Annotated in this window: 20 protein-coding genes; 10 read left to right on the forward strand and 10 right to left on the reverse strand. The window is 68.8% G+C overall.

Features of this window, described 5'->3' with window-relative positions; translation table 11 throughout:
- The first annotated feature begins 58 nt into the window (after positions 1–58).
- Positions 59–919, forward strand: a complete 861-nt coding sequence (locus AB5J62_RS15355; protein ID WP_370948881.1) for a phosphatase PAP2 family protein — start codon at positions 59–61, stop codon at positions 917–919.
- A gap of 79 nt (positions 920–998) precedes the next feature.
- Here the strand turns inward: AB5J62_RS15355 and AB5J62_RS15360 are convergent, their stop codons facing one another.
- Entirely contained in the window at positions 999–1712 is a 714-nt protein-coding gene (locus tag AB5J62_RS15360) for a FadR/GntR family transcriptional regulator (protein ID WP_370948882.1), read from the reverse strand.
- Positions 1713–1829: 117 nt separating this feature from the next.
- Between AB5J62_RS15360 and AB5J62_RS15365 the strand changes: the two genes are divergently transcribed.
- Genes AB5J62_RS15365 through AB5J62_RS15400 form a run of 8 tightly spaced genes read left to right on the forward strand, consistent with a single transcriptional unit; the run spans position 1830 to position 11500 of the window.
- On the forward strand, positions 1830–3128 hold the full coding sequence (locus tag AB5J62_RS15365) for an ABC transporter substrate-binding protein (RefSeq protein ID WP_370948883.1): 1299 nt from the start codon (positions 1830–1832) through the stop codon (positions 3126–3128).
- Positions 3125–4054 (forward strand): carbohydrate ABC transporter permease, encoded by a 930-nt coding sequence (locus AB5J62_RS15370; RefSeq protein ID WP_370948884.1) that lies wholly within the window; start codon positions 3125–3127, stop codon positions 4052–4054. The genes AB5J62_RS15365 and AB5J62_RS15370 overlap by 4 nt, the downstream gene beginning before the upstream one ends.
- Positions 4051–4872 (forward strand): carbohydrate ABC transporter permease, encoded by an 822-nt coding sequence (locus AB5J62_RS15375; RefSeq protein ID WP_370948885.1) that lies wholly within the window; start codon positions 4051–4053, stop codon positions 4870–4872. The genes AB5J62_RS15370 and AB5J62_RS15375 overlap by 4 nt, the downstream gene beginning before the upstream one ends.
- 11 nt (positions 4873–4883) lie before the next feature.
- A complete protein-coding gene (locus AB5J62_RS15380) occupies positions 4884–6761 on the forward strand; it encodes an alpha-galactosidase (protein ID WP_370948886.1) in 1878 nt (625 codons plus the stop codon).
- 29 nt (positions 6762–6790) lie between these two features.
- Complete coding sequence (locus tag AB5J62_RS15385) at positions 6791–8818, forward strand: hypothetical protein (RefSeq protein WP_370948887.1); 2028 nt, start codon at positions 6791–6793, stop codon at positions 8816–8818.
- A 9-nt stretch (positions 8819–8827) separates the two neighbouring features.
- Complete coding sequence (locus AB5J62_RS15390) at positions 8828–9517, forward strand: SDR family NAD(P)-dependent oxidoreductase (protein ID WP_370948888.1); 690 nt, start codon at positions 8828–8830, stop codon at positions 9515–9517.
- A 10-nt stretch (positions 9518–9527) separates the two neighbouring features.
- Positions 9528–10676, forward strand: a complete 1149-nt coding sequence (dgoD, locus tag AB5J62_RS15395) for a galactonate dehydratase (protein ID WP_370948889.1) — start codon at positions 9528–9530, stop codon at positions 10674–10676.
- Positions 10670–11500 (forward strand): DUF4380 domain-containing protein, encoded by an 831-nt coding sequence (locus tag AB5J62_RS15400; RefSeq protein ID WP_370948890.1) that lies wholly within the window; start codon positions 10670–10672, stop codon positions 11498–11500. Before dgoD ends, AB5J62_RS15400 begins: the two co-directional genes overlap by 7 nt.
- Here the strand turns inward: AB5J62_RS15400 and AB5J62_RS15405 are convergent.
- The 4 genes from AB5J62_RS15405 to AB5J62_RS15420 form a co-directional block, all read right to left on the reverse strand.
- Positions 11476–12615: a N(5)-(carboxyethyl)ornithine synthase gene (locus tag AB5J62_RS15405; protein WP_370948891.1), complete on the reverse strand. Its 1140-nt coding sequence runs from the start codon at positions 12613–12615 to the stop codon at positions 11476–11478. The two genes, AB5J62_RS15400 and AB5J62_RS15405, sit on opposite strands and share 25 nt — an antisense overlap.
- 2 nt (positions 12616–12617) lie before the next feature.
- On the reverse strand, positions 12618–13148 hold the full coding sequence (locus AB5J62_RS15410) for a GNAT family N-acetyltransferase (protein ID WP_370950270.1): 531 nt from the start codon (positions 13146–13148) through the stop codon (positions 12618–12620).
- Between the two features lie 279 nt (positions 13149–13427).
- Positions 13428–13592: a hypothetical protein gene (locus tag AB5J62_RS15415; RefSeq protein WP_370948892.1), complete on the reverse strand. Its 165-nt coding sequence runs from the start codon at positions 13590–13592 to the stop codon at positions 13428–13430.
- 177 nt (positions 13593–13769) lie between these two features.
- Positions 13770–14612 (reverse strand): helix-turn-helix transcriptional regulator, encoded by an 843-nt coding sequence (locus tag AB5J62_RS15420; RefSeq protein WP_370948893.1) that lies wholly within the window; start codon positions 14610–14612, stop codon positions 13770–13772.
- Between the two features lie 139 nt (positions 14613–14751).
- Here AB5J62_RS15420 and AB5J62_RS15425 point away from each other — a divergent pair, with 139 nt between their 5' ends.
- Positions 14752–15663: an NADP-dependent oxidoreductase gene (locus AB5J62_RS15425; protein ID WP_370948894.1), complete on the forward strand. Its 912-nt coding sequence runs from the start codon at positions 14752–14754 to the stop codon at positions 15661–15663.
- On the opposite strand, the gene AB5J62_RS15430 is transcribed toward AB5J62_RS15425, so the two are convergent.
- The 5 genes from AB5J62_RS15430 to AB5J62_RS15450 all read right to left on the reverse strand — a co-directional run bounded on the left by AB5J62_RS15430 (position 15636) and on the right by AB5J62_RS15450 (position 21430).
- Positions 15636–17402 (reverse strand): fatty acyl-AMP ligase, encoded by a 1767-nt coding sequence (locus AB5J62_RS15430; RefSeq protein ID WP_370948895.1) that lies wholly within the window; start codon positions 17400–17402, stop codon positions 15636–15638. The two genes, AB5J62_RS15425 and AB5J62_RS15430, sit on opposite strands and share 28 nt — an antisense overlap.
- 2 nt (positions 17403–17404) lie before the next feature.
- Positions 17405–17902 (reverse strand): DUF2127 domain-containing protein, encoded by a 498-nt coding sequence (locus AB5J62_RS15435; RefSeq protein ID WP_370948896.1) that lies wholly within the window; start codon positions 17900–17902, stop codon positions 17405–17407.
- Between the two features lie 97 nt (positions 17903–17999).
- Positions 18000–18953, reverse strand: coding sequence for a LysR family transcriptional regulator (locus AB5J62_RS15440; protein WP_176968805.1), 954 nt, complete (start codon positions 18951–18953; stop codon positions 18000–18002).
- A gap of 226 nt (positions 18954–19179) precedes the next feature.
- Positions 19180–20379 (reverse strand): cytochrome P450, encoded by a 1200-nt coding sequence (locus AB5J62_RS15445; protein WP_370948897.1) that lies wholly within the window; start codon positions 20377–20379, stop codon positions 19180–19182.
- 484 nt (positions 20380–20863) lie between these two features.
- Entirely contained in the window at positions 20864–21430 is a 567-nt protein-coding gene (locus AB5J62_RS15450; protein WP_370948898.1) for a DUF4383 domain-containing protein, read from the reverse strand.
- Positions 21431–21507 lie beyond the last annotated feature (77 nt).

Below are 21507 nucleotides of genomic sequence, written 5' to 3' on the forward strand. Positions count from 1 at the left end.
GCGAAACCATGACATTGCGCGGACGGGATCACTAACTCCGCTCGGCAAAGTCATGGTCATGGTCCTCACCTTGGAAAACAGGAGCACGGCTTCCGCACCCAAACACGCCATCGCCACCCCCTCGGTCTCCCGTTCACTCGCGCTGCTCGGCGGCGCGGCCGGTTTCGCGGTCGCCTTCGTCGCCGCGTACCTCCTCTTCGTCCACACGACGGGCGGCCAGCAGGTCGAGAACGGCGCGGTCCGCAACGCCCAGCTCGGACAGTCCACATCGGACTGGTCGCAGCCGTTGCGCGAGGTGGACATGATCGTGCTGCTCGGCGCGGCGAGTGTGTCGATCGTCCTGATCTCCTTGGTGCGCCGCCGTTTCTCACTCGGTGTCGCCGGACTGGTCGCGCTGGCTGGCCCGGTGATCGTCTCGCAGATCCTCAAGCTCTACGTGCTGGAACGCCCCCGCCTCGGCGAACGCGGCCTGGCCTCGCACAACAGTTTCCCGAGTGGACATGTGACGGCCGCCATGGCCATCGTGGTCGCGCTGGCCATCGTGCTGCCCCGCCGCTTCCGCTCCTTCGTGCTGCTCGCGGGCGGCGCCGGCGTCGCCTGGGTCTCGTCGGCGACGATCTCACTGGGCTGGCACCGCTTCAGCGACACCATCGGCGCCAGCCTGCTGGTGGCCGCCTTCGGCTTCGCGGTCGCGGCGATGCTGTCCCGCCGCCACCTCGCCAGGGTGGGCGTGGCGCCCGCCGTCATCGCGGCGGTCGCGCCGCTGCTGTTCGTGCTCGCCGGCTACGCGATCTTGAGCACGGCGACCTCCGGGCCCGCCCAGTTCGTGGCCGCGATGGTGCTGGCCGCCGTCTCGGCGATCGCGCTGGCCGGGTTCCAGCTGTGGCAGCTGCGCCGGGTGGTCTTCGACATCCCGTGACGTGGTTTCGGTCGGGGGAACCACGTCACTTGCGTGAACGCCTCGTTCGCAACCTCACACGTTGCGAACGAGGCGTTCGCTACGTTCGGCGGCCGCGGGTGGCCTGTTTGAGGTCCGCGCTCGACTTGTCCACCAGCGCGCGCATGGCGGTCTCGGCGGCTTCGGGGTCGCGGGCGGCGATGGCGTCGTAGACGGCCTGGTGGCTGGGCACCGGGTCGTCGGCCTGGGTGGTGCCGTGGACGAGCTTGTCGCGCTCGGCGAGGCCGATCGCGATCACCCGCTCGATCTGGAGCAGGAAGTTGTTGTGCGTGGCGGCCAGCAGCAGCCGGTGGAACTCGAGGTCGGCGGCGACCATCGCGTCGAGGTCGGCACCGGCCTCGGCCATGCGGCGCAAGGCGTCGGCGAGCGCGCGCAGGTCCGTGTCGTCGGCGCGCTCGGCGGCCATGCGGGCGGCGGCGGGCTCGACGACCGCGCGGACTTCGGTGAGCTCGTCGAAGAGGTCGGGGTCGGTGGCGGCGGCCGCGGCGGTCTGCCAGCGCATGACGTCGGCGTCGAGGAAGTTCCAGCGGGCGCGGGGCTGGACGAAGGTGCCGCGCTTCTGGCGGGCGTCGATCATTCCCTTGGCGGTCAAGACCTTCAGTGCTTCGCGGAGCGCGGTGAGGCTGACGTCCAGTTCGGCGCGGAGCGCGGGGAGGTCGAGGACCGTGCCCTCGGCGAACTCGTTGGACAGGATCCGGCTGGCGAGCAGCTCGACGGTCTGGCCGTGCAGGCCTCGTGGCCGGTTCGGGATCACTCGCGTCCTTTCGGGGGTGGGGGAACCGTCACGATAGTACGGACGCCGGTCATGGGTTTAGCTAATAAATTACGAATTAATCTTGACAGGCTGTGAGCCAGGTCGCAGTCTGGCCGCATGAACGAATCCGGCCTGACCCAACGGCGTAGTCCAGGCCTCACCCGACGGGGTTTCCTGCTCGGTGTGGGCTCGACCGCCCTGCTCAGCGGCTGTGCGACTTCGGCGACCTCGGGGCCTGTGAAGCAGGCGGCAGGCGCGGTGACCGTCCAGTCGAACCTGTCCTCCGCCCAGGCCAAGGTGGCCATCGAGGCGCTCGCGAAGGCTTTCAGCGCCCGCGGCGGCGCGTCGGCGACGGTCAACACCGTCGCGTCCGAGACCTTCCGGACGCAGCTGCCGAGCTACCTCACTTCGGCCACCCCGCCCGACACCTACACCTGGTACCCCGGCTCGATCCTCGCCGGCTACGCGCGCAAGGGCCTGCTGCTCGACGTCGGCGACGTCTGGCAGACCATGGGCGCCTACAGCGACACCTTCCGCAAGCTCAGCGGCGACGGCACCGGCAAGCTGGTCTTCGTGCCGACCACCTACTACTGGTGGGGCTTCTTCTACCGCAAGTCGAACTTCGCGAAGTGGGGCGTGCAGGCGCCGACGAACTGGAGCGAGTTCCTCGCGCTGTGCGAGACGCTCAAGGCCAAGGGGGTCGAGCCGATCGGCATCGGTGCGGGCGGCAACACGCCGTGGACCGCGTCGTCCTGGTTCGACTACCTCAACATCCGGATCAACGGTGCCCAGTACCACCGCGACCTGCTGGCCGGGAAGAGCCGCTTCGACGACCCCCGCGTGGTCAAGGTGTTCGAGCAGTGGAAGACCGCGCTGCCGTACTTCGACTCGCGCGGCACCGCGATCGCGTTCCAGGACGCGACGACCTCGCTGCTGCAGGGCCGCACCGGCATGGTGCTGACCGGCACCTTCTTCACCGACGCCGCGCCCAAGGACGTGCTCGACGATCTCGACTTCTTCCAGTTCCCGGTGCTCGACACCGCCGTCCCGGTCGTCGAGGAGGGCCCGACCGACGGCTTCTTCGCGAGCTCGAAGACGGCGCATCTCGACGCGACCAAGGAGTGGTTGAAGTACGTCGCCACCGCCGAGGCGCAGGAGCTCTACATCAAGAACTCCTCGGGTACCGCGCTGCCGACACATCCTGACGCGAAGGACGCGGGCACGCCGCTGGTGGCCAAGGGCCGGAAGATGTTGCAGGACGCCAAGGATCTCACCCAGTTCTTCAACCGGGATTCGAGCGACGCGCTCCAGCCGACGGCCGACGCGGCGTTGATCCGGTTCATCCAGAAGCCACAGGAACTGACCTCGATCCTGAACGAGTGGCAGGCGGCCGCGCAGAAGGTCTGGGCGGAGTGACGGCTTTGGCCACGCCCGTCCGCGCCGGCACGAACGCGGCCCCGGCACGGGCGAAGAAGCGCAAGGGCTTGCCGCCCGTGCTGCTCGCCTTCGTGCTGGTGCCGCTGCTCGTCGAAGGGTTCTGGGTCCTCTGGCCGGCGTTGCAGGGCTTCTACCTCTCGTTGACCAGCTGGGACGGTGTCTCGGCGCCGGAGTGGACCGGGTTCGGCAACTACGCCGAGATGTTCGGTGACCCGACGTTCCGGACCGCGGCGCTGAACACGCTGATCTGGCTGGTGCTCTTCGGCGGGCTTTCGGCGGTGGGCGGACTCGGGCTGGCCATGTTCCTGCAGCGCGAACGGCGCGGCGTCGGGTTCTACCGGGCGGCGCTGTTCACACCGGTCGTGTTTTCGCTGGTGGCGACGTCGCTGATCTGGCAGGGGCTTTATCAACCCGATGGATTGATCAACAAGCTCCTGGGCGCTCTAGGGCTTGAGTCGTGGCAGCACGCATGGCTCGCGGACTCGAACACCGCGCTCTACGCGGTGCTCGTGCCCGCGCTGTGGCGACAGCTCGGCTACGTGATGGTGCTTTATCTCGCCGGGCTCAAGGGCATCGATCCCGCGCTGTACGAAGCCGCGAAGCTCGACGGCGTGACGCGCTGGCAGCAGTTCCGGTACGTCACCTGGCCGCAGCTGCGCGGGGTCAACTCGGTGATCCTGTCGGTGATCGTGATCGACTCGCTGCGCTCGTTCGACGTGGTGTGGGCGATGACCAAGGGCGGGCCGTATCACTCGTCGGAGCTGCTCAGCACGTACATGTACGCGACCGCGTTCCAGTCGCTGCGGCTCGGCTACGCCTCCGCGCTGGCCGTGGTGATCTTCGTGCTGGCGTTCGGCGTGATCGTCACCTACCTCGTCCGCGCCTTCAAGGAGGACACCGTATGAGCAAGCGGCGGACCTTCCTGTTCCACGCGGGCGCCGGGACGCTTTCGGTGCTGTGGCTGCTGCCGATCGCGCTGGTGCTGCTCACGAGCATCCGGTCCTTCGAAGACGTCGCGGCGAACGGGCTCGGCAGTTTCCCGCAGTCGTTCACGCTGGCTCCGTTCGGCGAGGCGTGGAACGCGGGCGGCGAGTCACGCGCGATGCTGAACAGCCTGATCGTCACCCTGCCGACGGTGTTCTTCGCACTGGGGCTGAGCGCGGCCGCGGCGTTCGCGCTGAGCCGCTACGAGATCCCGTTCCGGCGGACGATCCTGCTCGTGATGCTCGGCGGAAACCTGCTGCCACCGCAGATCCTGCTCGTCCCGGTGTCGAAACTGGCCGAGCTGCTCGGGATCTACGACACGCTGACCGCGCTGGTCATCGTCCAGGTCGGGTTCGGGCTGGGCTTCTACACCTTCGTGCTGCAGGGGTTCATGCGCACGATCCCCGGCGAGATCCAGCAGGCGGCGGTGATCGACGGCGCGGGCCCGGTGCGGATCTTCCTGTCGGTGATCCTGCCGCTGACCAGGCCCGCGCTGGCCGCGCTCGGCGCGCTGGCGTTCACCTGGACGTTCAACGACCTGCTGTGGGCGATCACCGTGCTGCGCACGGAAACCGTCATGCCGGTGACACCCGCGCTGCTCGGCCTGCAGGGCCAGTACGTGTCGACGTGGAACGTGATCGCGGCCGGTTCGGTGATCGCAGCGATCCCGACCGTGGCAGTGTTCCTCCGGTTCCAGAAGCACTTCATCTCCGGACTGGCCATTGGCGCGGTGAAATGACGACATATCGCATGAAAACGACCTCCTACACGATCGCGGACCGGGAGGACTGGACCGAATTGGTCGCCTGGGGCCCGCACGGTGTCGAGCACGGGCCGTCCCCGTTCGCGAACCAGGGCGAGATCCACTTCATCACCGAAGCGGACGCGGCGCCTCTTGAGTACGCGACGAGCTGGCGGCGGCCCTTCTCGGGCGCCGATCTCGTGTCTTCGGCCGACGGGCTGCGGGTCGAGCTGAAGTACGAGCCGGTCGCGGGCACCGATGTGCTGCTGCGCTGGGCCGAGGTGACCAACACCGGTGACGAGACCGTGGTGCTCGACCGGCTGGGCTCGGCCGGGGTCTGCGTGCCGACCGGCAAGCCGTTGCTGACCTTCCTGTCGGGTCAGTGGGCGCAGGAATTCCAGCGGCGGCAAGTGGTTCTGCCCGCCGGACGGTTCCAAATGGAGAGCCGGTTCGGTGTGCCTGGCCATGCCTACGCGCCTTGGCTTGCGGTGCAAGACGCCGAGGGCGGGCAGGCCTGGGGTGTGTCGCTCGCCTGGTCCGGGTCGTGGGAGATCGACGCGAGTGTCGAGCCGGCGGGGATCACGAGGATCCGTGCGGGCAGGCTGGGGCCGGTCGTCGTCGGTCCCGGTGAGACGGTCGCCGGCCCGCGCCTGGCGCTGGCGTCCAGTGTGGACGGTCTCGACGGGCTCGCGCGGGTGTGGCACGAGTACGAGCGGACCTTGAGCAGGCCCGTCGAGCGCAAGGTGCTCTACAACTCCTGGGAAGCAACGGGTTTCGACGTCCGGTTCGACCGTCAGCTCGCGCTCGCGAAGCGGGCCGCCGAGATCGGGGTCGAGCTGTTCGTGGTCGACGACGGCTGGTTCGCCGGGCGTGACGACGACACCGGGGGACTGGGTGACTGGGAACCGGCCGATCCGTCCTTCGGCGAGTTCGTCGAGGAGGTCCGCGCGCTCGGGCTCGACTTCGGGCTGTGGGTCGAGCCGGAGTCGGTGAGCCCGAAATCCCGCTTGTACGCCGAGCATCCCGACTGGGTCTATCACCGCGATGGGCACCCGCGGACGCTGATCCGGAACCAGCTGCTGCTCAATCTCGGCCGCGAGGACGTATTCGAGTTCTTGCGGTCTACTTTGGACCGATTGCTGGGTTCTTATGCGATCAGCTACCTGAAGTGGGACATGAACCGGCCCGCGACCGAGCGCGATCCGGCGCTCGACGGCGCGCATGTCGCCAACTACCACCGGCTGCTCGACCACGTGCGGGAGCGGTATCCGCACGTCACGGTCGAGGCCTGCGCGGGTGGCGGCGGCCGGACCGACCTGGCGACCATCGCCCGCGCGGACGTGGTGTGGCCCAGTGACAACACCGGCCCGCTCGACCGGCTCGCCATCCAGGACGGCTTCCTGCTCGCGCACGCGCCACATCTGATGAGTTCCTGGGTGACCGACTCGGCCGGGTTTTTCGACCCGCGGCCACGCTCGCTGCGGTTCCGGTTCGTGCTGGCGATGGCCGGTGTGCTCGGGATCGGCGCCGATCTGTCACGGTGGACCGGCGATCAGCTCGCCGAGGCGTCAGTGCTTATCGCTCAGTACAAGGAAATTCGATCGGTCATCCACAGTGGACAAGTCTATCGGTCACGCGACGCCGTGCAGTACTGTGGCGCGGACGGCACGGTCGTCGTACTGGCCTGGAACACCGGTGAACTGACCGGCGCGCCGTTCGTGCCGGGCCGGTCGTCCCGCGTGCCGCTGACCGCGCTCGCCGCCGAGTCCTATGTGGATCGGAACGGCCGCAGCTTTTCCGCATCCCAGCTGGTCCACGTCGGGCTCCCGTTCGACTGGACGCCCGAGTTCGACGCCGATTTCACCGTGCTGCACCCCGTCTCGTGACGAAAGGCTACAACGCCGTGGCTCGAAGAATGTTCATCGCACTGCTGACCGTCCTCTTGGGACTGGGCATGGCCGTACCGGCGAGCGCCGGTGACGACCAGGGCGCCCCCGAGTACTACGACAGCGGCCTCGCGCCGACCCCGTACATGGGCTGGAACACCTACTTCGCGATCGGCGCGCCCAGCGAGGCGTCGATCAAGTCCATCGCGGAGCACATCATCTCGTCCGGCCTGCGGGACGCGGGCTACAAGTACATCTGGATCGACGGCGGCTGGAACGCGCCGAATCCCCGTGACGCGCAAGGAAACCTGGTCGCCGACCCGGCCAAGTTCCCGTCCGGTCTGTCCTCTTTGGTCAACTGGCTGCACGACCGCGGCCTGCGAGCGGGCATCTACACCGACGCCGGGCCGTCGATGAGCAAGAACTGCGCGGCGGGCAGTGGCGGCGGCTACTACGAGAAGGACGCGAAGCAGTTCGCGCGCTGGAAGTTCGACGCCATCAAGATCGACTTCCTGTGCGGCATCGCCGCGAACCTCAAGCCGGCGCAGGCGTTCGCCGAGTTCAGCAAGGCCGTGCGCAAGGCGGGCCGTCCGATGCTGCTGAACCTGTGCAACCCGGTCACCGACGTCTGGGGTGTCCCGCACGGCCCCGACCAGGTCGCCGGCATCGCCTACACCTACGGCCCGACCAACGCCGACTCGTGGCGCACCGACACCGACGTCGCGTTCGGCACGCCGTACGAGGGCATCTGGCGCGACATGCTGCGCAACATGGACGACAACGCCGCGCATCCCGAGGCGAACGGTCCCGGTCACTACAACGACCCCGACTACCTGATTCCCATGCGCAAGACGGAAAAAGGCACCTACGAGCTCAACGAGGAGGAGTCGACCACGCAGCTCGTCATGTGGTCGGAGATGGCCTCCCCGCTGATCATCGGCTCCGACCCGCGCACGCTCCCGGCTTCGATGATCGACACGCTCAAGAACCCTGAGATCCTCGCGGTCAACCAGGACCCGCTGGCCATCCAGGGCGTTCGTGTCGCGGACGGCGTGTACAGCAAGGTCTTGTCCGGTAAGGGAAAGCGCGCGGTCGTGCTGCTCAACCGCGGCGAGGCGCCCGCGTCGATGACCGTCGACTTCGCCGACGCCGGGCTCGGCGGCCAGGTGGCCGTGCGTGACCTGCGTGCCCGCGCCGACCGTGGCGTCCTGACCGGGTCGTACACCGCGACGGTCCCGGCACACGGCACGGTGTTCGTGCAGCTCAAGGGCACGGATCTGGTGCCTGGCAATGATCTCGGCGGCAACGCCTCCGCGAGCCCGGCGATCGCCAGGATCGACGACACGCACGCCGTCGCGCTCGTCCGCGACCAGCGCGGCGAGCTGCAGCAGCAGGTGCTGAACGGGACCTCATGGTCCGGCAAGTGGACGCCGGTCGGCGGCAGGATCCTCGGCCAGCCCGCGGCGTTCGCCAGCGGTGACCGGGTGGACGTCTTCGTGCGCGGTACGGACAATTCCGCCTACCAGCGGACTTCGTGGCGTGGCAACTGGGGACCGTGGGTCAACCTCGGCGGCAAGCTGACCGACTCGCCGTCGGTCGACTTCACCTCGCCGAACTCGTGGACGCTGGTCGCGCGCGGCGCGGACGGCAAGGTCTGGAAGCGCACCGCGCAGAGCGGCTGGAGCAGCATCGGCGCGCCGAAGGACCAGCCGATCTACGGACGGCCGAGCGCGGCGGGCGGGCAGGTCGCGGTCCGTGCCGCGGACGACAGCGTGTGGACCTACACCAACGGCGCGTGGGCGACGCTCGGCGGCGTGGTCAGCGGCAGCCCGACGCTGCTGGCGACGGAAGGTCGCGTCTACCTGTTCGCGCGGGCCAGCGACTACACGCTCTGGCAGATCAACCGGACCGACGGCGCGTGGGGCACTTGGTTCAAGCGAACCGAGTTCGCGAGCAATAGCCTGGTGGGCGCGGTCGGCGCGGCCGCGGGCGCGAACGGCTCGGCCTGGGTCGTCGTCCGCGGGCCCGACGACCGCGTGCACCAGTCGAAGCTCTAGGAGGGCGTTTTGTCGAGTGTGGTGGTGACGGGAGCGGCGTCGGGGATCGGCGCCGCGACCGTCCGGCGGCTGGCCTCGGCCGGGATCGCGGTCGTCGCGGTGGACATCGCGGAGGTGGACCTCGACGTGCCTGCGGTCGTCGGCGACGTGACCGCGGAGGAGACCTGGGAGCAGGTGCTCGACGTGGCCGGGGGAGTGACCGGCCTGGTCGGCAACGCCTACACCTCCGTAGTCAAGCCACTGCACGAACTGGACCGTCCTGAGTGGACACGCCAGCTGGAGGTCAACCTCACCGGCGCGTACCTCGGCGTGCGGGCGTGCCTGCCGTCGCTGATCGACCGGCGCGGCTCGATCGTGCTGGTCTCGTCGGTGCACGCGCACTTCGGGCTGCCCGGCCATCCCGCCTACGCGGCGACCAAGGGTGGTCTCGTGGCGATGGCCAGGCAGCTCGCCGTCGAGTACGCGCCGGAGGTGCGGGTCAACGCGGTGCTGCCGGGCCCGGTGCTCACCCAGGCATGGGACAGGGTGAGCGCCGAGGACCGGGAGCGCAGCGCGGCCGCGACCCCGGCAGGCCGGCTCGGTGACCCGGCGGAGGTCGCCGAGGTCATCGCGTTCCTGCTGTCGACGGCCGCCTCGTTCGTCACCGGCGCCGAATTCGTGGTCGACGGTGGCTGGTCGGCCGCCAAGGACTCCTCGTGAAAGGGAAAGCGTGAAGATCACCGGGATCGAGACGTTCCTCGTGGCGCCGCGGTGGCTGTTCCTCAAGGTCAGCACCGACGAGGGCGTCAGCGGCTGGGGCGAGCCGGTCGTCGAGGGCCGCGCGGGCAGCGTCCGCGCGGCCGTGCACGAACTGGCCGAGCTCGTCGTCGGCCAGGACCCGCTGCGCATCGAAGACCACTGGCAAGTGTTGCGCCGCGCGGGTTTCTACCGTGGTGGCCCGGTGCTGTCGAGCGCGCTGTCCGGGTTCGACCACGCGCTGTGGGACATCGCGGGCAAGGTCCGCGACGCCCCGGTCCACGAGCTGCTCGGCGGCCCGGTCCGCGACCGCGTCCGGGTGTACTCCTGGGTCGGCGGCGACCGCCCGTCGAACATCGCCGAGGCGGTGTCCGCCCAGGTCGAAGCCGGTTTCACCGCGGTCAAGATGAACGTCGCGGGTCCGCTGACCCCGATCGCCACCCCGGCCGAAGCTGCGGCCGCGGTGGCGCGTGCCGAGGAAGCCCGTTCGGTGCTGGGCCCCGACCGCGACCTCGCGATCGACTTCCACGGCCGCGCCTCACCGGCCATGGCCCGCCGCCTGGTCCGCATGCTCGAAGACGTCCAGCCGATGTTCGTCGAGGAGCCCGTCGTCCCCGAACTGCAGGGCAGCGCGCTGGCTTCGGTGGTCTCGGCGTCGACCGTGCCGATCGCGGTCGGCGAGCGCCTCTACTCACGCTGGGACATCAAGCCCGCGCTCGACGCGGGCGTCGCCGTTGTCCAGCCTGACCCGGCGCACGCGGGCGGCATCTCGGAGCTGCGGCGCATCGCCTCACTCGCCGAGATCTACGGCGCCCAGCTCGCCCCGCACTGTCCACTCGGGCCGATCGCGCTGGCGGCGAGCATGCAGGTCGCCTTCGCGACCCCGAATTTCCTGATCCAGGAACAAAGCCTGCGCATGCACTACAACGTCGGCACGGAGCTGGTGCACTACCTGGCCGACACCTCACCGTTCGATTTCGTGGACGGCCACGCGTCCCGCCCGCTCGGCCCCGGCCTCGGCATCGAGATCGACGAAGCGGCCGTCCGCCGAGCCGCCGAGACCGGCCACGCCTGGCGCAACCCCGTCTGGCGCCACGACGACGGCACCCTCGCCGAATGGTAGACGTCGTCTGGCTGGACAACGGCATCCTGCGCCTGGGCTTCGTCCCGGCGCTCGGCGGCCGCCTGCTCTCGCTTGTCTTCGAAGGCCACGAAGTGTTGTGGCGTAACGCTTCTCTGGTGGACTCGGACCTCCAGCCGATCGGTCACCAGCCGAGGCCGGTGTCGGGAACGATGGGTGACTGGGTCAACTACGGCGGCGACAAGACCTGGCCCGCACCCCAGGACGAGTGGCTCGGCCCGCCCGACCCGATCCTGGATTCCGGCCCGTACACGGCGTCCGGGGATCTGGTGCTGACCAGCGCCCCCGATCCCCGCACCGGTTTGCGGCTTTCGCGCCAGTTCACGTTGTTGCCCGGCGCGTCGTCGTTCCACTTGCGACTGACCGCGATGAACATCAGCTCGCGACCGGTGCGCTGGGCGTTGTGGAACGTCACCCAGCTGCCGCCCGGCATCGTCCACGTCGGACTGGACGGCCCGGTGGTCGAGCTGATCGGCTCGGTTTCGTGCCAGGACGGGGTCATTCCCGTCCAGTCCACTGTGGGCAAACTGGGCTTCCCCGGCAGCACGGGCTGGGTCACGCATTTCGGCACCGAGGTCAGCCTGACTCAGCGCTTCACCGTGGACCACGACGCCGAATACCCGGATTCCGGGTCGCCGCTGGAAGTCTGGATCGAATCCCCGCAACCGGAACCGATCAGCTGGCTCGGCGGCCTCGACCCACCCGACCACATCGTCGAATGCGAAGTACTCGGCCCACTCACCACACTCGCACCAGGCGAGCGGACGGTCCTCGACATCGACTACGAGATCGGCGGATGTGGATAGTCCGATGAGCGATGCTGGAAGGACAGGATCGCCGGGTTCTGGATGACCCCGTCGCGGATCTCGACGGCTCGCCTGATCGTTTCGTGAGAATCCCACTCGCCGGTCATCACCGGGCGCAGGTAGGGGAGCAGCGCCTCGCTGATCTCCCAGGTCGCGGAGTTCCAGAGGTAGGACGGGCTGTGGTCGACGCCGTAGTAGCGCACATTGTCGCCGACGAAGAACGACGGCTCGGTGAACGTCGTCGGCCGCGCCCAGCTGAAGCCCATGCCTTCATCACAGGACACGTCGATGATGAGGCTGCCGGGAGTGAAGGCGTCGAGGTCGTCCTCGAGCAGGAAGGTCAGCGGCGACTCGGTGTCCTGCAGCACGCAGTTGACGATGATGTCGTGCTCGGCGAGGAACTCGGCCAGCGGTAACCGGCCGTGATCCGACGAGGCGTGACTGCGCCGCGGATCCTCGTTGTCATGGTCGAAATGAACCATGCGCGCCGAATGGATCGGTGAGCTGACGGCCGTCACACCGCGGTTCGTCAGAATGTGGACGTCATGCACGCCGTGCGCGCTCAACGCGGTCACCGCGCCGCGCGCGGTCGCGCCGAACCCGATCACGGCGGCGCGCAATCGCCTGCCGTAGACCCCGGTCGATCCGGCGAGCTGCAACGCGTGCAGCACCGACGAGTACCCGGCGAGTTCGTTGTTCTTGTGGAACACGTGCAGATTGAACGACCCATCGGAGGTCCAGTGGTTCATCGCCTCGAACGCGATGAGGCTGAGCTTGCGGTCGATGGCGAGCTGCGTCAGTTTCTCGTCCTGCACGCAATGCGGCCAGCCCCACAGGATCTGGCCGTCCCTGAGTTCGGCGAGATCCTCGGCGAGAGGCTTGGGCAACAGGATGAGGTCGCTTTCCGCGATGAGTTCGTCGCGAGTACGCAGCCCGGCGACCTGGGTCGCCAGCTGTTCATCGGACACGCCGAAGCGTTCGCCATAGCCGTGTTCGAGGAAGATGGTCTTCCGCAGCGAAGCGTCGATCCGCTCGAAATGCCGGGGATGGATCGGCAGGCGGAACTCGTTTTCCTTGCGGGAGCGCGAAAAAATGCCAAGGCGAAGCTGAGACACGGTCATCCTTTGTAGTGGTGTATGTCCGCCAGGCGGAGGCGGAAGACCTGCAAGGTCAGGCCGAAGTACTTGCCGGTCTCGCCGACCCACTGCATCCCGACCCGCCGCAGCACGGCCGCTGCCCGGATGTTCCCCGGTCGCACCACGGCGAAGATCTCGTTGACGTCATGCGCGAACGCCCATTCGGCCAGCGCCAGCGTGGACTCGGCGGCGAAGCCGTTGCCCCAGCTGTCCGGGCGCAGCTGCCAGCCGATCTCGAGGTCGTCGTTGCCCGGTGGCAACGGCAGCAGGATCGCGCCCCCGATGACCTGGTCGTCCTCGCGGCGCACGATGGCCCACCGACCGGCGGGCAGCGCGAACCGCGCGCCTTCCGCGATCCAGTGCTGCACCAGCAGCCGCATGGCTGCGAGATCGGGTACCCGGTCGAGCTCAGGACTCAGCCAGCGCGCGACGTCGGCATGTCCATAGACGGCCAGCGCGGCGGGCGCGTCGTCGACCCGCCAGGCTCTGAGTATCAGCCGCTCGGAAACCAGCGGCCCGGTGTCAGGGGCACGTCAGGCGCACCGACGCTGAAAGGTGTTCCACGGGCCCGGCATACCGGTGCTCCCGTCTCCGGATCGCAAGAGCCGGCATGGGGGAAAGACGAGGACGACGCGGGCCCGATTGCCCACGTACGAGATGCTCTCGACCTTCCCAGCCTACCCTGTCGCGCTCAACCACCACTCCGCGTTCGTGGCGCCCCGACATTTCACCAAGCCAGGGGACATGCGCGTCGCGGGCGGTTCCCCGATAACCGGCCGCAACACTCACGACTACAACTTCGGGTCCCGTCCTAATGCTGATGGTGCTTGAGCAGCCGGGTGAGCAACTTGTTCCAGGCGGCGCAGCTGCCGGTCGCCCGCCTCGGTGAGCGTGACCAGGTTGCGGCGGCGGTCGTCCGGGTCCGGGGTCGGCGAGACGAAACCCTGCTCGGCCATTGCGACCAGAATGCGGTAGTGGTACCCGCGCGCGCCCGACTCGGCGAAGCCTCGCCGAGGCGAGGCGCGAAGCGCCCCACCGGACGAGCGGCCTGCGCATGGCCTACACGGTCGTGCGGACCCCGGAGGGCTGGCGCCTCGCCGAGTCCTGGACCACCCTCGCCTGGATGCGCTGACTCAGGCGACTGGGAACTCCTCCCGTCCGACCACGCGCAGCAGATCCAGGTATTCCTGGAACGAGGTCCCGGGCGGGGCGGTGAACACCTCGAGCCGCTGATCCTCGGAAGGCGTCAGCAGGATCTCGCAGTCCAGCTCCAGCAGCCCGATCGTCGGGTGCTTCACGTGCAGCCTGCCCACGCGTCGCATGCCGACCTCGTGCAGCTCCCACAGCCGCGAGAACTCGGGGCTCGCCGCGTGCAAGCGCTTGACCAGATCCGTCGCGGCCGGGTCGTCGACCCGCCTGGCGACGGCCGCGCGCAGGTCGGCGACGTGCTGGCGGCTGTAGTGCTCGTGCTCCTCGGCGGGGTAGGCCGCGCGGACGACCGGGTCGGTGAACCAGCGCCAGACGATGTTGCGGTCCTTGGGGCGGGTCGTGCAAACCGTGCCGAACAGGGCCTCGGCCAGCGCGTTCTGGGCGAGGACGTCGCCGAGGTCGCTCAGGATCTGGGCGGGGGTGTCGCTGAGCCGGTCGAGGAGGAACTGCAGGCCGGGCCGGATGTGCTCGCCAGCCTGCCGCCCGGCCGGGGGACGGTGGCCCGCCAGCAGGTAGAGGTGGTCGCGCTCGTCGTCGTTGAGGCGCAGCGCCCGCGCCATCGCGCCCAGCAGCTGGGTCGACGGCTGCGGGCTGCGTGCCTGTTCGAGGCGCATGTAGTAGTCCGTGGACATGCCCGCGAGCATGGCGACCTCTTCGCGGCGCAGTCCCGGGGTGCGGCGGCGGGCGCCGGGGGACAGGCCGACGTCGACGGGGCGCAGGCGCTCGCGGGAGCGGCGCAGGAAGTCGGCGAGGTCGCGGCGGTTCATGACCATCTCAACCGAACCGCTCCGCACGGCATTCCGGCCCAGCCTGGGATCGCCGATCCTAGGGAAAGCGGTCCGTTTTTACGCGGCTCGACTGCTGCCAGATTCAGTGGTGTCCACTTCGGAAACAGGGAGACACACCATGAAGGCAGTCAGGTTCGACAACTACGGCGACCTCGACGTGTTGCGGGTCGCCGAGGTCGAGCGGCCCGAGCCCGGCGCGCACCAGGTGCTCGTCCAGGTCAAGGCGGCCGGGATCAACCCCGGTGAGGCCAAGATCCGGATCGGCGCGCTGCACGAGATGTACCCGGCCACCTTCCCCTCCGGCGAGGGCAGCGACCTCGCGGGGATCGTCGTCGCGACCGGCGAGGGTGTCGAAGGCTTCAAGGCGGGTGACGAGGTGTTCGGGTTCACCAACAAGCGCGCCAGCCACGCCGAGTTCGTGCTCGTCGAGGACGGCGAGCTGCTCCTCAAGCCGGCGGACGTGCCGTGGACGGTCGCGGGCTCACTGTTCGTCGCGGGAACGACGGCCGTGGCCGCTGTCCGCGCGGTTGACGTCAAGCAGGGCGATGTCGTCGTCGTGTCCGGCGCCGCGGGTGGTGTCGGGACGATCGTCGTGCAGCTCGCGGTGAACGCGGGCGCGACCGTGATCGGACTCGCGAGCGCAGGCAGCCACGCTCGGCTCAAGGAACTCGGCGCGATCCCGGTCGAGTACGGCGAGGGCGTCGCGGACCGGATCAAGGCCGAGGGCACGCCGGTCGCGTTCATCGACAACTTCGGCAGTGGATATGTCGACCTCGCGCTCGACCTCGGCATCGCGAAGGAGCGGATCAACACGATCATCGACTTCGCCGCCGTGGCGAAGCACGGCGTCAAGGCCGAGGGCAACGAGGCGGCCGCGACCACCGAGGTGCTGGCCGAGCTGGTCGCGCTCATCCAGAAGGGCGCGCTGGAGATCACCATCGCCGCCACATACCCGCTCGCCGAGGTCCGCGAGGCCTTCCGTGAGCTGGAGCGCCAGCACACTCACGGCAAGATCGTCCTGGAACCCTGAGCGGCTTCGAACACCGTCCCGTCGAAGGCGCCCGCCAGGTAGGCGGACCGGCAGGCCGCGCGCCGCACCTTGCCGCTGGTCGTCTTCAGGACCAGCCCCGGCTTGCCGACGACGACGGCGTGACAGCCGAGCTGGTGGTCTTCGTGGATCAGCGCGGACACCGTGTCCGCGATGTCCGTGATCTCGGCGGGGGAGACCCGGTCCTTGCGGGTCTCCACGAAGATCACCACGCGCTCGTCGTCGTCGCCCGGCACGCCGAACGCGGCCAGCCCGCCGGGCCGGACCTGGGGATGGCAGTCGCGCACACTCTCCTCCAGGTCGATCGGGTAGACGTTGTGCCCGTGCGTGATGATCAGGTCCTTCAGTCGCGAGGTCAGGTACAGCTCGCCGTCGTGCACGAACCCGAGATCGCCGGTGCGCAGGAACTCGCCCGGCTCATCGGCGCAGCGCGCGCGGAACGTCGCCGCCGTCTCGGCTTCGGCGCCCCAGTAGCCGAGCGCCTTGGTCGGTGAGTCGATCCAGATCTCGCCGACCCGGTCCGGCGCGCACCGGCGGCGGGTGTCGGGGTCGACGATCAGCAGCCGCCCGCCGTCCTTGGTCATCGCGCCGCAGCCGATGTACTCGACGCCGTCCTCGCCGGGGCGCGGCAGCACGATGCCCTTTTCGAGCGCGATCTTGTCCACCCACAGCCTGCTCTGGCCGCCCATGGTCACACTGACCGTGTGCTCGGCGAGCCCGTACGCGGGGCAGAACGTCTCCGGCCGCAGCCCGCTGACGGAGAAGGCGGCGAAGAAGTTGTCCACTGTGGACGGGCGGATCGGCTCCGCCGCGGACAGCACCGAGCGCAGCGTGCTCAGCTCCCACCGTTTGCGCATCTCGGGTGTCGTCTTGCGGACCGCCAGCTCGAACGCGAAGTTCGGCGCGGCGACGTGCGTCGCGCCGACCCGGCTCATCACCTCGAACCAGACGGCCGGGCGCTGCAGGAACGTCAGCGGCGCCATCAGCCAGCTGTGGCCGTTGCCCGCGAGGGTGCTGATGATCATGCTGATCAGCCCGAAGTCGTGGTACTGCGGCAGCCACGACACGGCACGCGTGCCGTCGCCGAGCCCGAGGTCGCGCGCGTTGGCGAACACCTCGTGCGCGAGGTTCCGGTGCGTCACGACCACGCCTTTCGGCGACGACGTCGACCCCGAGGTGTACTGCAGCAAGGCGGGTTCGTCGGCGCATTCCGGTTCGTGCCAGTCGTGCGCGAGCACCCGCGCGGGCGCGATCGTGTCCGTCCGGTACCACTTGACCTTGGGCCAGCGCGGGGTGTCGCGGCTCAGCATCGAGGTGACCGAGCCGAGCGTGCGCGAGCGGTCGTAGGCGGTGTTCGTCAACGCCGCCCGCGCGCCGCAGCCGTCGATGACGTTGCCGAACCCGGCGAGATCGGGCTTGAGCCGGAACGGGCGCGGCGGATGGACGGGCACCGGGACGACGCCGGCGATCAGGCAGCCGGTGAGCGCGCTGAGGAAGTCCGGCGACGGCGGGTAGACCAGCGCGACCCGGTCGCCGGGGGTGAGACCCCAGTCGCGCAACGCGGCGGCGACACCCTCGGCGGAGGCGGCCAGCTCGCCCGCGGTGATCGTCAGCTCGTCGTGCCCGAGATCGTCCACGAAGGTGAACAACGGCCGCGACGGCTGGTTCTCCACGAGGTCGTGGAAAGCCGTCAGCACGGCCACCGGTTCGCTTTCGGGCACGGTCAACTCTTAGGTGGTTTCCCGTCCGCGCGCAAGCCCGCTGACTTGAGTTCGCGGTACTCACGCAGGACCAGCACGATGATCAGCAGGTCGAGCGCGGCGAACACGGGCAACGCGATCGAGTGCGTGTGGACGGCGCGCAGCACCTCGTACACCACGAACGCGCCGAGCACGACCGCCGCGATCGGGTACGCGCGCACGATCTTGCGCGCGAGCGCCCACACGAGCACGAGCTTGATCAGTCCGTGCGCGAGCAGGTAGACGATCGCGAACGTCTTCGACCCGCCGTTCGCGAAGCCGTCGGCGGCGGCCTGCAGATGCCGGGCGAGCGTGCCCCGCGGATCGCCGAGCAGGTCACGCGTGATCACCGCGTGCGCGAAGCCGGTCACCACGGAGGCGGGGATCACCGCGAGCACGAGCGCGCCGAGCACCTGCGCCGCGCCGTCGAGTCCTTTGAGCGCGATCGCGATCCTGAACAGCTTCTCCGTGCGGTCCGCCATGACCGTGAGCTTGCCCGAAAACCGGCCGGGACGCCCAGCGAAGTCGTGTTTCTCGGGTCTGGCGCGGCTATCGCGTGCCCGACCCGAGAAACACGACTTACTTCGAGAGGGTGTTGCCGAGCCAGTTGACGTAGACCGGGGATCGGCGTGCCTGGTCCCAGTAGCCGGTGGCCGCCGCGCCCGCGAGCTGCTCGCAGTAGCGCGCGACCGGGCTCTCGCTGTGCATCGCCAGCACGTGCCGCAGCTCGGTCTTGATGTCCTTGATCGGCAGCACCGCGATTCCCTTGGCCGCCATGGTGGTCGCCTGCACCAGCATCATGCCGAGCCCGCGTTCGAGCACGTCCCTGGCGTTGTACCCGCTGAGCCGGTACGCCACGTGCGGGGTGAACCCGGCCTGCTCGCACAGCCCGCGCAGGTACTCGCCGCAGCCGATCTCCAGATCGGCGGGCAGTATCCAGCTCTGGCCCGCCAGGTCGCCGAGGCACACTTCGTCCTGATTGGACAGTGGGTTGGTGCTCGCCATCGCGACGAACACCGGCTCGGTGACCACGTCGCGCACGATCACGTCCGGCGGGCGGGGCAGCGGCAGGTTCGGATGCTCCAGCAAGGTCGCGAGCTCGAGCCCGCCGGAAGCGAGCAGATCCATCGCGTCGTGGCCGCCCCGTTGCTGGCGCATGGTGATTTCGGAGTTCGTCGCCAGCTCGCGCAATCGTTGGATCACCGGACCGGCGAGCGGTGTCGGGTGGCCCGCGAACCGGATCACCCTCGGCGCGCTGTCCCGATCAGCGGTGCGAAGCTGGGCTTCTTCGAGGAGTTTGTCCAGTGAGGGCAACAGAACCCGGGTGTGGTCGATCACCAGCTGGCCGAGCGCCGTGGGTCTCGCTCCTTGCTTGTCACGGAAGAACAGGGAACCGCCCAGCATCCGCTCGACCCGCTGTAGCTGATAGGTGAGCGCCGGCTGGGTCAGCCCGAGGCTGGCAGCCGCTTTGGTGAGACTTCCCGCGTCGCCGATGGCGCGAATCATTCTGAGCTGACGGACCTCGAGCTCCATGCGGATGAGCATACAAGTAAACCGTTTGGCACGAAACTACCCGGTAATGGGTGCTGGCATGGGAAAAACGGGTCCGTGGAATGTGTGGCGCGTTACCCCGATAATCGGCGGATGCATTCGATTTCCCGCCCCTCGCAGGAAAAACGGTGTGTTGGACAGCGTTAGCGGCGTACGTGCGTCGGCACGTGCACGCGACGGCAATCGGTTTCCGGGATTGTCAGTTCGATCAAGGCCACGTCACGTCCAGCCGGTCGAGGCAGCTGTGCCTGCCGTTGCGGAAGTACCGGATCGGCGTGCGCGGCAACCGGTAGTCGGGATGGCGCGCCAGTTCCGCCAGCACCGCCTCGAATTCCAAGCGTGCGAGATGTGCACCGATACAGAAGTGGAGGCCGGCGCCGAAACCCAGATGGTGCACCGGCCCGCGGTCCAGCCGGAACTCGTCCGGCGCGGCGAACCGGCGAGGATCCCGGTTCGCGGCGCCGGTGAGCAGCACGACCCTGGCGCCGCTGGGGATGACCACGCTCGCGATGGCCACCTCTCGGGTGGTCACTCTGGTCCCGTGGTCGACCGGCGACCACAGCCTGAGCGTCTCCTCGATCGCGACCGGAATGAGGCCCGGATCGCCGCGCAGCCTGCTTTGCAGATCGGCGCGCTCACCCAATTGCCACAACAGGTGTGACAACGAGTTCATCGTTGTCTCGTGCCCGGCGACGGCGAATGCGACGAGCATCGCGTGCAATTCGGATTCGGTCACCGGCCTGCCGTCGATCCGGGCGCCGACGAGTGCGGACAGGTAGTCGTCGCCGGGTTCGGACTTGGCACGCTTGATCTCCGCGCGGAACAACTCGGCGAACGGCGGCCAGAATCGTTCCGCCGGGCCGTCGCTCGGCATTCGCGTCCAGCTGATCGCGCTGAGTTCGGCGATCCGCGCTCGCGCGTCCTCGGAGAAACCGACGGCGAGCGAGACGGCGGCGAGTGGCAGCGGAGCCGCCAATTCCGTGACCAGATCACCGCCGCCGCGCCGCACGAGTGGTTCGACCAATCGGCGTACCAGGTCCGCGATGTCGTACTTCAGCCGCCGCACGGCGCCGATGGTGAACGGCGGCCGCATCAGCTCACGGAAGACCGCCTGTTCGGGAAGGTCGTAGTCGAGGGGCGCGAAGCGCGGCGTGTCCGCGGTGCGCGGGAAGAGCACGCCTTCCGCGGAGCTGAACGTCTTGTGGTCCTTGAGCGCGGCTTCGACGTCGTCGTAGCGCGAGAGTATCCACATGCCACCGTGGGCCCGCGAGTAGGCGACCCGGCGGCCTTCGCGCAGCGCTCGGTGCACGAGCACGGCCATGTCCGGGGTCAGATCCGGGTCGTGGTGGTCGAAATCCCGGGTCAGCCGGGCGCTGGCGAGCTGTGTCGGGTGAGCGCCGGCCATCATCCGCCGATCTTCCCGATGGCGGGCCGCCTGGGCAACCGCCGTTCGGATCAGCGGTGGACAGTCCACAAAGGACCAAGGAGACGGCGGTGGCGGGCAGGTGGACGCGACACCTGCCGAAGGTCACGCGCACGACGAAGCCACCCTTTCTTCAGGGTTCGAATTAATGGAATCCGCGCCGCTTGCGGTACCGGAAGATACTCAGGCCCCAGTCGGCTCACAAGACCGCTCGCGTTGTGCGGGCAGGTGCCGCCCAATGGGGCAGCGGGCGCCCGAATCGGCTAACCGGCGGCGTCCGTCACCGCGCTGTGGGCAGACCCGGCCGGGCGAAGAGGTGACATCGCGGGCGCGGTGGCCGCCATTGGGGTCGCGCCGGGTCACCGATGGTGATGGCGGGCCGAGTGCCGCTTCGGCAAGGTGGCCCCTAATGGCGGCATGAAAAAGCCGCAGACAGGGGATGGTCCCTTGCCTGCGGCTCAGTGGTCGGCTAGTGGGCCGTTGGTTCGCGGTGGGTTTCCGGCGCGGCGTGCTTGGGCAGCGCGATCGGCTCGGTCACCGCCCGGTCGGCCTGGGCCGGTTCGACCACTTCGGGGGGCTCCTCCTCGATCAGCACCTGCTTGCGTGCGGGCAGCATCGCGATCACCAGGCCGAGCACGGCGAGGCCGAGGTGCAGCCAGTTGTCGGCGGTGTTCAGGTCGAGCGGGTTGCCGACGGCCGACACCGGGTTCGAGCTCAGCGCACCGGTGATCATCAGGCCCCAGACGAACGCGGCGCCGTAGCCGAGCAGCAGCAGCCACCCGTAGAACCGCGCCAGCCCCGAGCCAGTGGCGAGCATGATGCCGACCAGGCCGACGACCAGGTGCACGGTGTTGTGCAGCGGGTTGATCGCGAAACCCAGCAGTGTCGTGTGATGGTGCCCGGCGAAGTCGCCGAACCCGGTGCGGGTGAAGCCGATGATGCCGGCCACGACGAAGGCGATACCGGTCAGCCCCGCCAGGACCTGGACGGGCTGCAGTCCTTTCACCTTGATGCGGGCCTTGTTCGCGCGAGTCATCTCAGCGGTCCTCTCCTTCAGGTCAGGCCGTCTCGCCCAGGGGTACCCAAACCGGACGCGCCCAAACCGGGAGAGGT

It is taken from the genome of Amycolatopsis sp. cg5, from assembly GCF_041346955.1.
In the GTDB taxonomy this organism is placed as follows: domain Bacteria; phylum Actinomycetota; class Actinomycetes; order Mycobacteriales; family Pseudonocardiaceae; genus Amycolatopsis.

Bases quoted from the DNA above. Each gene is read 5' to 3' on its own strand.
- AB5J62_RS15435 (WP_370948896.1), bottom strand. From the start codon at position 17,902: ATGGCGGACCGCACGGAGAAGCTGTTCAGGATCGCGATCGCGCTCAAA.
- AB5J62_RS15355 (WP_370948881.1), top strand. From the start codon at position 59: ATGGTCCTCACCTTGGAAAACAGGAGCACGGCTTCCGCACCCAAACAC.
- AB5J62_RS15365 (WP_370948883.1), top strand. From the start codon at position 1,830: ATGAACGAATCCGGCCTGACCCAACGGCGTAGTCCAGGCCTCACCCGA.
- AB5J62_RS15400 (WP_370948890.1), top strand. From the start codon at position 10,670: ATGGTAGACGTCGTCTGGCTGGACAACGGCATCCTGCGCCTGGGCTTC.
- AB5J62_RS15425 (WP_370948894.1), top strand. From the start codon at position 14,752: ATGAAGGCAGTCAGGTTCGACAACTACGGCGACCTCGACGTGTTGCGG.
- AB5J62_RS15380 (WP_370948886.1), top strand. From the start codon at position 4,884: ATGAAAACGACCTCCTACACGATCGCGGACCGGGAGGACTGGACCGAA.
- AB5J62_RS15445 (WP_370948897.1), bottom strand. From the start codon at position 20,379: ATGATGGCCGGCGCTCACCCGACACAGCTCGCCAGCGCCCGGCTGACC.
- AB5J62_RS15440 (WP_176968805.1), bottom strand. From the start codon at position 18,953: ATGGAGCTCGAGGTCCGTCAGCTCAGAATGATTCGCGCCATCGGCGAC.
- AB5J62_RS15450 (WP_370948898.1), bottom strand. From the start codon at position 21,430: ATGACTCGCGCGAACAAGGCCCGCATCAAGGTGAAAGGACTGCAGCCC.
- AB5J62_RS15375 (WP_370948885.1), top strand. From the start codon at position 4,051: ATGAGCAAGCGGCGGACCTTCCTGTTCCACGCGGGCGCCGGGACGCTT.
- AB5J62_RS15420 (WP_370948893.1), bottom strand. From the start codon at position 14,612: ATGAACCGCCGCGACCTCGCCGACTTCCTGCGCCGCTCCCGCGAGCGC.
- AB5J62_RS15385 (WP_370948887.1), top strand. From the start codon at position 6,791: ATGTTCATCGCACTGCTGACCGTCCTCTTGGGACTGGGCATGGCCGTA.
- AB5J62_RS15415 (WP_370948892.1), bottom strand. From the start codon at position 13,592: ATGGCCGAGCAGGGTTTCGTCTCGCCGACCCCGGACCCGGACGACCGC.